1 pseudogene is annotated in these 201 nt (G+C 69.2%); it reads right to left on the bottom strand.

Annotated elements, in window-relative coordinates:
* Positions 1-200, bottom strand: a pseudogene (locus tag ACYQ1H_RS15730) (carbonic anhydrase); the annotation flags it as partial.
* Position 201: the final 1 nt, after the last annotated feature.

The raw sequence follows: 201 nt of genomic DNA, 5'->3' as shown, positions 1-201 counted from the left end.
TCGCTGGCGCGGCCGCCGGCGTTGCGGGTGACGTGGGCGTCGCCCTCGGACAGGCCGGCGTACTTGGCCGGGTCGAGCCGGGCATCCATGCAGGTGAGGATGGCGAAGCCGCGTGCCGGCGGCAGGGCCAGGTCACCCTTGGTGAAGCTGGCGGCGTAGCCTTCGTTGGCTTTCAGGACTTCGGTCAGTATCTTGCTCATG

It is taken from the genome of Methyloparacoccus murrellii, assembly GCF_054657115.1.
The sequence above is the reverse complement of the archived record's forward strand: the minus strand, read 5'-3'. Positions and strand labels throughout refer to the sequence as shown.